The 9,122-nt window shown below is 64.5% G+C and carries 9 protein-coding genes, 1 rRNA gene and 1 pseudogene; 4 read left to right on the forward strand and 7 right to left on the reverse strand.

Annotated elements, in window-relative coordinates:
* The 5 genes and pseudogenes from BW39_RS29550 to BW39_RS29570 form a co-directional block, all read right to left on the reverse strand.
* A pseudogene (locus BW39_RS29550) lies at positions 1–275 on the reverse strand (SPOR domain-containing protein); the annotation flags it as partial.
* Positions 276–295: 20 nt separating this feature from the next.
* A complete protein-coding gene (gene argS / locus BW39_RS29555; RefSeq protein WP_043825927.1) occupies positions 296–1,993 on the reverse strand; it encodes an arginine--tRNA ligase in 1,698 nt (565 codons plus the stop codon).
* A 54-nt stretch (positions 1,994–2,047) separates the two neighbouring features.
* The gene (locus BW39_RS29560) at positions 2,048–2,494 is read right to left on the reverse strand and encodes a DUF2214 family protein (RefSeq protein WP_012202600.1); all 447 of its coding nucleotides are present in this window, start codon (positions 2,492–2,494) and stop codon (positions 2,048–2,050) included.
* Positions 2,495–2,601: 107 nt separating this feature from the next.
* On the reverse strand, positions 2,602–3,207 hold the full coding sequence (locus BW39_RS29565; RefSeq protein ID WP_013804757.1) for a DUF3016 domain-containing protein: 606 nt from the start codon (positions 3,205–3,207) through the stop codon (positions 2,602–2,604).
* Between the two features lie 28 nt (positions 3,208–3,235).
* The gene (locus tag BW39_RS29570) at positions 3,236–4,171 is read right to left on the reverse strand and encodes a LysR family transcriptional regulator (protein WP_013804758.1); all 936 of its coding nucleotides are present in this window, start codon (positions 4,169–4,171) and stop codon (positions 3,236–3,238) included.
* A gap of 304 nt (positions 4,172–4,475) precedes the next feature.
* Between BW39_RS29570 and BW39_RS29575 the strand changes: the two genes are divergently transcribed.
* From BW39_RS29575 to BW39_RS29580, 3 genes are all read left to right on the forward strand, one after another.
* On the forward strand, positions 4,476–6,668 hold the full coding sequence (locus tag BW39_RS29575) for a malate synthase G (protein WP_043825929.1): 2,193 nt from the start codon (positions 4,476–4,478) through the stop codon (positions 6,666–6,668).
* Between the two features lie 80 nt (positions 6,669–6,748).
* Positions 6,749–7,003 (forward strand): cysteine-rich CWC family protein, encoded by a 255-nt coding sequence (locus BW39_RS30765; protein ID WP_081816319.1) that lies wholly within the window; start codon positions 6,749–6,751, stop codon positions 7,001–7,003.
* Between the two features lie 17 nt (positions 7,004–7,020).
* On the forward strand, positions 7,021–7,209 hold the full coding sequence (locus tag BW39_RS29580; RefSeq protein ID WP_012202595.1) for a 4-oxalocrotonate tautomerase: 189 nt from the start codon (positions 7,021–7,023) through the stop codon (positions 7,207–7,209).
* Positions 7,210–7,272: 63 nt separating this feature from the next.
* Here the strand turns inward: BW39_RS29580 and BW39_RS29585 are convergent, their stop codons facing one another.
* Positions 7,273–7,941, reverse strand: a complete 669-nt coding sequence (locus BW39_RS29585) for a hypothetical protein (protein ID WP_043825932.1) — start codon at positions 7,939–7,941, stop codon at positions 7,273–7,275.
* Positions 7,942–8,040: 99 nt separating this feature from the next.
* Here BW39_RS29585 and BW39_RS29590 point away from each other — a divergent pair, with 99 nt between their 5' ends.
* Positions 8,041–8,808 (forward strand): class II glutamine amidotransferase, encoded by a 768-nt coding sequence (locus tag BW39_RS29590; RefSeq protein WP_012202593.1) that lies wholly within the window; start codon positions 8,041–8,043, stop codon positions 8,806–8,808.
* A gap of 177 nt (positions 8,809–8,985) precedes the next feature.
* On the opposite strand, the gene rrf is transcribed toward BW39_RS29590, so the two are convergent.
* Positions 8,986–9,098, reverse strand: a 5S ribosomal RNA gene (gene rrf, locus BW39_RS29595).
* Between the last annotated feature and the right edge of the window lie 24 nt (positions 9,099–9,122).

Below are 9,122 nucleotides of genomic sequence, written 5' to 3' on the forward strand. Positions count from 1 at the left end.
GTGGGGGTGGTTGGTGCGGTGCTGCCGGGGAGGCTGGGCGTGACGGCGGCCGGTGGTGGCGGCGCCGGGTTCTTGCCCTGCAGCGGCGCGTTGGGGTCCCAGTTCTTGTTGCGCTGGGCCTCGGCCGCGTCCTGGTCGGCCGTCTTGCCGCCCTTGGAGAGAAAGGGCACGGGCACCTTGGTCACATAGACGGCGACGGCCAGGGCTGCTGCCAGCCCGACGATCATACCGATGATGAGACCGATGACGGTGCCCCCACGTTGCTGTGTCTTCATAGATCGCTTGTCGCTCGAAGTTACATGCGTTGCGGGGCCGAGACGCCCAGCACTGCCAGGCCATTGTGCAATACCTGGCGCGTGGCCGAGATCAGCGCCAGGCGGGCGAGCTTGACCTTTTCGTCGTCCACCAGGATGCGTTCCGCGTCGTAGTAGCTGTGGTACAGCGAGGCCAGTTCGCGCAGGTAGAACGTCACGTCGTGCGGCGCATTGCCTTCTGCGGCCGAGGTCAGCATGGCCGGGTACTTGGCCAGCTGCAGCATCAGCGCCTGGGCCTGCGGGCCTTCCAGCGCCGACAGGTCCACGTCCTTGAGCGTGGCCGCGTCACCCCCCCAGGCGGCCAGCACCGAGCAGATGCGCGCATGGGCGTACTGCACGTAGTACACGGGGTTGTCGTTGTTCTGGGCCACGGCCAGGTCCACGTCGAAGGTGTACTCGGTGTCGGGCTTGCGGGACAGCAGGAAGAAACGCACCGCGTCCTTGCTGGTCCATTCGATCAGGTCGCGCAGCGTGACGTAGGAGCCGGCGCGCTTGCTGATCTTGACTTCCTCGCCGCCGCGCACCACGCGCACCATGGTGTGCAGCACATAGTCGGGATAGCCGGCAGGGATGCCCACGTCGGCGGCCTGCAGGCCGGCGCGCACGCGCGCGATGGTGCCGTGGTGGTCCGTGCCCTGGATGTTGACGACCTTGGAGTAGCCGCGCTTGAATTTTTGGATGTGGTAGGCGACATCGGGCACGAAGTACGTGTAGTTGCCGTCCTGCTTGCGCATCACGCGGTCCTTGTCGTCACCGTAGTCGGTGGACTTGAGCCAGAGCGCGCCGTCGAGTTCGTAGGTATGTCCGCCCGCGATCAGGCGCTGCACCGCGTCCTCGACATAGCCATTGGTGTAGAGGCTGGATTCGAGGTAGTACTCGTCAAAGTGCAGGTTGAAGGCCTGCAGGTCCTTGTCCTGCTCGTTGCGCAGATAGGCGACGGCGAACTGGCGGATGTTGTCGTAGTCCTCGACATCGCCGTTGGCCGTGAATTCGCGGTCATCGGCCTTGACGGTCTTGCGGGCCAGGAAGTCGTCGGCGATGTCCTGGATGTAGGAGCCGTTGTAGAAGGCCTTGCTTGCCGGATTCTCGGGATCGATGGGCCAGCATTCGTCACCGGGCTTGAAGCCCTTGGCACGCAGCTGCGTGCTCTTGGTCAGCGTGTCGATCTGCACGCCCGCGTCGTTGTAGTAGAACTCGCGGTGCACGCCCCAGCCCTGCGTGGCATAGAGGTTGCAGATGGCATCGCCCAGCGCGGCCTGGCGGCCATGGCCCACGTGCAGCGGGCCGGTGGGGTTGGCGGAGACGAACTCGACCAGCATCTTTGCGCCACGGTCGGCCAGCCAGCCGAACTTCTCGGCCTGCTCCAGCACTTCGCGGATGATTTGCTGCTTGGCGGCGGGCTTGAGGCGGATGTTCAGAAAGCCGGGGCCGGCGATCTCGATGGCATCGACCCAACGCTGGAAGGACGGCGTGGCCTCCAGCGCAGCCTTGAGCTGCTCGCCCAGCGAACGCGGGTTGAGCTTGAGCGGCTTGGCCAGCTGCATGGCGGCCGTGCAGGCGAAATCGCCATGGGCAGCCACCTTGGGGGATTCAAAAGCGGCACGGGCACCGGCGCCGGGCGACAAAGTTTCAAGCTCGCCGGCCAGAGCCGCGAGCAGTTCCTGTTTGACGGAGAGCATCGGCGGATTCTACGTGGCAGGCCCACCCCATGCCGCCGGACAGGAAAACGGAGCCTACATGCCCCGCGCCCAGAACACCGCGACGACGGCGATCACGGGCACCACATGGGCCTGCCACATCACCCAGCGGCGCGTGCTGGCGACCTCGGCCGGCTGGGGCAGGCCCTGGCCGGCATCCAGCGCGCGGCGCCAGCGCCGGAAGGCCAGCGTGGGCTTGATCGACAGCAGCGCGCCGACGACAAACAAAGTCATCTTCAGATGAAACAGTGGCTGCGAGACGTACCAGGACATGCCCTTGACGCCCCACACCAGACGGGCGATGCCGGTGAGCACCAGGAAGACCACGGCAAGGCCATAGATCATGTCCAGCCGCGCCAGGCGCTGCACCACGGCGGCGTTCATCCACTCGCTGCGGCACAGCGCCGCCTGGCTGGACAGGAACACCACGAAGGTGAGGATGGCCAGCAGGTGGAGGCTGGCCAGGATGGCTTCTATCGTCATGGGGAATCCGTATAGAAATTGGGCCTCTTGGGCCAAGTGTCCATTACGCCAGAAACGGGGACTGCCATCGTGATGTCCGAGGCAATCGGTAGACCACTGCGGTCCGGTCAGCGCCCCAGTTCCGCGCGCACCCAGTCGTCCAGCAGCGTCTTTTCGTAGCGCAGGGGATCGTTGGGATACAGGTCCGGGCGCATCATGAAGCTGGCGTCGCGCAGCTGGCGGCTGCCTTCTCGCAGCAGCTTTCCATCGGCTCCCAGCAGCTTGAAGCGCAGGTCGATGCGCGGTGGGTAGATGTCGCGCACGATGCGCACATCGGCAGCCTGGGGCCCGCGCCAGGGCTCGAAGCCGCCTGCGCGCTGCACATCGGTGAGGTGAACTTCAAGCCGCTGGCCCTGGGGCAGCCTGGGCGCGGCACGCTCGGCCAGGAACTGGGCCAGCGCATCGACCCAGGCGCGGCGCGCCTTCTCGGACTCCTGGGGTCCGTTGCGCCCGGCGTCGAACCGCGAGGGATCGTCAAAGGTCACGCTCACGATGCCGGCAGGCACCGCGCCCTGCCGCATCCCGTCCGGCCGGCCCTGCCCCGGCCCCTGGACGGCGCAGCCCGCCACCATGCCCAGGCAGGCGGCTCCCAGCGCCATGCGCATCCAGCGCCGCCGTCCTCGGGCCGCGCCCTGCGTTGCGGATACCGCTTTCGTCGCTATCGACACTGCCATGCTTATTCCTCCTTGCTGGGCGGCCCGCTCAGGCCGCGTGGGTACGCCGCCAGAAATCCGGCTGCTCGTAGTGGTGCTTGAGATAGTCGATCCACAGCCGCACACGCAGCGGCATGTGCTTGCGCTGGGGAAAGACGACAAAAATGCCATTGGGCGGTGCCGCGAATGTTTCGAGCACGGCCACCAGGCGGCCCGAGGTGATCTCGGCCTCGACCTCCCAGGTGCTGCGCCAGGCGATGCCCCAGCCGCCCAGGCACCAGTCGTGCAGTACCTGGCCGTCGGAGCAGTCCAGCGGACCGCCCGGCTTGAAGTGCACGACCTCGCTGGTGCCGCTGTCGGGATGGGGGATGCGAAAGGCCCAGCCACGCGTCTGCGAGGCGTCGCTGGACAGCGTCAGGCAGTCGTGCTGGGTCAACTCGCTGGGGTGGCGCGGCGTGCCCCGGCGCTCCAGATAGGCAGGCGTGGCCACGCACTGGCGCCGGTTGTCGGCAATGCGCACGCTGACCAGGGCCGAGTCGGGCAGATCGCCCACGCGCACCGCGCAGTCAAAGCCTTCGCCGGCCAGATCGACCACGCGGTCGCTGAGGTTCAGGGAAATCGTCACATCCGGGTGCAGGTCCCGAAAGAGCGGCACCAGAGGCGCCACGTGCCGCCTGCCAAAGCCCGCCGGCGCCGTGATGCGCAGGTGGCCCGTGGCCTTGACCCCGCCCGCGCTGACACTGGCCTCGGCGTTGGACACATCGGACAGCAGGCGCTGGCAATCCTCAAGAAAGGCGCTGCCCTCATGCGTGAGGGAGATGCGCCGCGTGGTGCGCACCATGAGCTTGACGCCCAGGTGCTCTTCCAGGGCATCGAGGCGCCGCCCCATGATGGCCGGCGCCACGCCTTCCGCCTTGGCCGCGGCCGTGAGGCTGCCGCGCGTTGCCACCGATACGAATGACTCGAATGCCTTGAGCTTGTCCATGACCGCTGTCCGTTTCTTTTCCGTGTTCTTGTGGGGCATGCGACCGCACACCCGTCTCCTGTGACTCGCCTTTTTGCATAGTGGGCACTGGCTGTCCTCCATGTGCACCATGCATAGGGCTGCGTGCCAAAGCCGGCCGGTTTTGGCGCGCGCATAACCTTCCCACATTTTTGCGTAAAAGTCACGAGTTTTAAGATTTATGGTCTATTTATGTACGCAAATAAATCTAATAAAGTATTCCTTATAGTCAGGCCCGAAAAGGGTCTGCCAAGCCTTTCCATCCATCCAACCCGGGGTTCCCACCATGACCGATCGCACCCAAGCCCACAGCCTGCAGGTCGCTACAGAGCTGCACCGTTTCATCAATGAACAAGTGCTCCCGGGCACCGGTGTCGCTCCCGAGGCGTTCTGGAAAGGCTTCGACGCGATCGTCAACGATCTGGCTCCTCGCAATGCCGCCCTGCTGGCCGAGCGTGACCGCCTGCAGACCGAGCTGGACACCTGGCACAAGGCCCATCCCGGCCCCATCACCGACATGGCCGGCTACCAGCAGTTCCTGACGCAGATCGGCTATCTGGTCGAGCAGCCCAAGGACGCCAAGGCCACCACCACCAATGTGGATGCGGAACTGGCCATCCAGGCCGGCCCCCAGCTGGTCGTGCCCATTCTCAACGCCCGCTATGCGCTGAACGCCGCCAACGCGCGCTGGGGTTCGCTGTATGACGCGCTGTACGGCACGGATGCCATCGGCGAAGACGGTGGCGCGGAAAAGGGCAAGGGCTACAACCCCGTGCGCGGCGCCAAGGTGATCGCCTTCGCACGTGATTTCCTGGACCAGGCAGCCCCGCTGGCATCGGGCTCGCACAAGGATGCCGCCGGCTATCGCGTGGAAGCTGGCCAGCTGGTCGTCGCACTCAAGAGCGGCGGCACCACGGGCCTGAAGAACACCGCCCAGTTCGTCGGCTACCAGGGTGATGCCGCGGCGCCCTCTTCCGTGCTGCTGCTCAACAACGGCCTGCACATCGACATCCGCATCGACAAGACCACGTCCATCGGCCAGACCGATGCCGCCGGCGTGGCCGACGTGGTGGTCGAAGCTGCCCTGTCCACCATCCTGGACCTGGAAGACTCCGTGGCCGCCGTGGATGCCGAAGACAAGGTGGTGGGCTATGCCAACTGGCTGGGCATCCTCAAGGGCACGCTGACCGAAACCTTCGACAAGGGCGGCAAGAGCATGACGCGCGGCCTGAACGCCGACCGCGAGTACACGGGCGCCGATGGCAAGCCCGTCAAGCTGCATGGCCGTTCGCTGATGTTCGTGCGCAATGTCGGCCACCTGATGACCAACCCGGCCATCCTCTGGGGCAGCGGCAAGGAAATTCCCGAGGGCATCCTGGACGCCATGGTCACCACGGCCATTGCCGTCCATGACATCAAGGGTCTGGGCGCCAACGGCATCCGCAACTCGCGCACGGGCAGCGTCTACATCGTCAAGCCCAAGATGCACGGCCCCGCGGAAGCCGCCTTCGCCAGCGAGCTGTTCGGCCGCGTGGAAAAGGTCCTGGGCCTGCCCGAGAACACCGTCAAGCTGGGCATCATGGACGAGGAGCGCCGTACCAGCGTCAACCTCAAGGCCTGCATTGCCGCTGCCGCATCGCGCGTGGCCTTCATCAACACCGGCTTCCTGGACCGCACGGGCGACGAAATGCACACCGCCATGTATGCCGGCCCCATGGTCCGCAAGGCCGACATGAAGGGCAGCGCCTGGCTGGCCGCCTATGAGCGCAGCAACGTGCTCGTGGGCCTGGGCCTGGGCCTGCGCGGCAAGGCGCAGATCGGCAAGGGCATGTGGGCCATGCCCGACCTGATGAAGGCCATGCTGGAGCAAAAGATCGGCCACCCCAAGGCCGGCGCCAATACCGCCTGGGTTCCCTCGCCCACGGCCGCCACGCTGCACGCCCTGCACTACCACCAGGTCAACGTGGCCGAAGTGCAAAAGCAGCTGGAGCAGACCAATGCCGACGCCGAGCGCGCCACCATCCTGGCCGACCTGCTGCAGGTGCCCGTGGTCAAGGAAGACAAGTGGAGCGCCGCCGAGAAGCAGCAGGAGCTGGACAACAACGTCCAGGGCATCCTCGGCTACGTGGTGCGCTGGGTGGACCAGGGCGTGGGCTGCTCCAAGGTGCCCGACATCCACAACGTGGGCCTGATGGAAGACCGCGCCACGCTGCGCATCTCCAGCCAGCACATCGCCAACTGGCTGCAGCACGGCATCGTGACCGAGGCCCAGGTGCGCGAGACCTTCGAGCGCATGGCCGCCGTGGTTGACCAGCAGAACGCGGGCGATGCGCCGTACAAGCCCATGGCCGGCCACTTCGACACCTCGATGGCCTACCAGGCTGCCTGTGACCTGGTCTTCAAGGGCAAGGAGCAACCCAGTGGCTACACCGAGCCCCTGCTGCATGCCTGGCGCCTGAAGGTCAAGGCAGCCGCCTGACATCTGGCGGCGCCCAAGGCTGCAAAAGCACCCAGGCTTGCCTGAGGTGCTTTTTTCATGGGCCTACACTCGGAACCACGATGAGTGCCCCTCCCCCCGATGCGAATCTGTGTCCGCTGTGCGGCCGCAGCAATCAATGCGCCATTCTTGCGGGCGTTGATCCGCTGAACTGCTGGTGCATGGACACCCCGGTGGCACCCGATGCACTGGCCCGCATTCCGGAGCCCATGCGCAACAAGGCCTGCCTGTGCCCCGCCTGCGCGCTTGGCACCGACAAGTCTCGACCGCCCGCGTCGGCCGATATGATGTCGCCGACCCAACCCCCTAGAACTTGATCCCTGAGGAGATTGACATGCCCACATACCACGTCGAAATGATGGAAGGCCGCACCGTCGAACAAAAGCGCAAGCTGGTCGAAGAGATCACGCGCGTCTCGGTCGAAGTCCTCGGTGGCTCGCCCGAATCGGTGGACATCCTGATCACCGACATCAAGCGCGAAAACTGGGCCACGGGCGGCAAGCTCTGGTCCGAACGCAGCTGAGGATCTTTCGCTCAATGCATGCAAAAGGCAGCTTTGGCTGCCTTTTTTCATGAAACCTGGTCTTTAATCCCGTATTTCCATGAGTGCCTGCAGTGCACTCCCAGCCACCGTCCAGGGCACAGGCATGGAGGCATCTGGCTTCCAGTGCCTGGCAACGCCATCCATGGACACCTGGGTCAGGGCCACCTGGGTAGCACCAGCGGCATGGGCCTGAACAGCCGCATCGGCCATGCACGCCACATAGCCGGCGACATCACCACTGCGAAAAAGAGCCCAGGCCCCTTCAACACACTGCAGCTGCATGCGTTGATCTGCGTTGCCCTGCTGCAGTTCTCCCATGAACAGATTGCGCGTGGCTTCGTACGTCGTGGGAGCGGCGCACAGCAGTGCAATGCGCGATTCGGGGTCACTTTGCAAGGCAGCGGCCACCTTGCGCGCCAGCATGCCATCGGCACGCCAGACCTTGCCACTGCGGCAATCCGCCACGGCCGGGCCCAGGGTCGAGCAGGTCAGCAGCACGGCATCGATATCGGCATGGTCTGCCAGCGCATCGAGCTGCCCTGCCGTTTTCTGCCGAAGCGACGCATTCATGCCACCTGCAGCCTCCGCCTCCAACAGCAGTTCCTCATGCACCTGATGAACGATTGAGTGGGCCGGCCAGCCCAGTTCGGCAGCAGCCTGCTCGAAGATCACGGCGTTGCTGTGCGCCGTATGCAGACAGAGGATGGGCATGGGTGTGTTCCGTTTTTTTGCCGTTGCCCCGCATTGTGCTTGCAGCTGCCGCGCCAGGCGTTAGGCTATGGCTTGAACTACGCAAACAACGATACCGCCATGTGCCAGCTGCTTGGAATGAACTGCAACACGCCCACCGACGTGCGCTTCAGCTTTTCGGGGTTCACCCAGCGGGCGGGCAATACCGGCGACCATACGGACGGCTGGGGCATCGCCTTCTTCGAGGACAAGGGCCTGCGCCACTTCGTCGGCTATGAGCGCGCCATCGACTCGCCCATCGCCAAGCTGATACGCGAGTACCCGATCAAGAGCCGCAACGTCATCGCCCACATCCGCAAGGCCACGCAAGGCGCAGTAAGCCTGCAGAACTGCCACCCCTTCGTGCGTGAACTGTGGGGCCGCAACTGGGTCTTTGCCCACAACGGAGATCTCAAGGGCTTCGCTCCCAAACTGCATGCCCACTTCCATCCGGTAGGCAATACCGACAGCGAGCAGGCCTTCTGCTGGATTCTCCAGGAGCTCTGGAAGTCCCATGCCGGCCTGCCCAGCGTCCAGGAACTCACGCACACGCTGCGCGAACTGGCCAGGCGCATCTCGCCGCACGGTACCTTCAACTTCCTGCTGTCCAACGGCGAAGCGCTGTGGGCCCATGCCACCACACACCTGTGCTACATCGAGCGTCGCCACCCCTTTGCCCAGGCCCATCTGTCGGATGAGGACCTGACCGTGGACTTCGCCCGGGAGACCACACCACAGGACCGTGTGGCCATCATCGTCACTGCACCGTTGACCAAGAATGAAACCTGGACATCAATCCAGTCGGGTGAACTCAAGGTCTTTGTACAGGGTGAATGCCTGCCGCTCTGAAGCATTGCGCATTCAGGATAAAAAAAGAGAGCGCGTCAGCGCTCTCTTTTTTTGGGATGTCCGTTTTGGATGTTCGGTTGGCTGTCCGTTTTGGCTGTTCTGCCTGTTTCCCGTTTTCTGCACCCCAATGCAAAAAACCCCGTAGCTTTGGGCTACGGGGTTTCTTGGGCTGTAAGAGCCTGACGATGACCTACTTTCACACGGGAACCCGCACTATCATCGGCGCAAAGTCGTTTCACTGTCCTGTTCGGGATGGGAAGGAGTGGTACCAACTTGCTATGGTCATCAGGCATAACTTGTTGTCATGCTGCTCA

Source organism: Delftia sp. RIT313 (assembly GCF_000632165.1).
Classification (GTDB): Bacteria; Pseudomonadota; Gammaproteobacteria; order Burkholderiales; family Burkholderiaceae_C; genus Comamonas; species Comamonas acidovorans.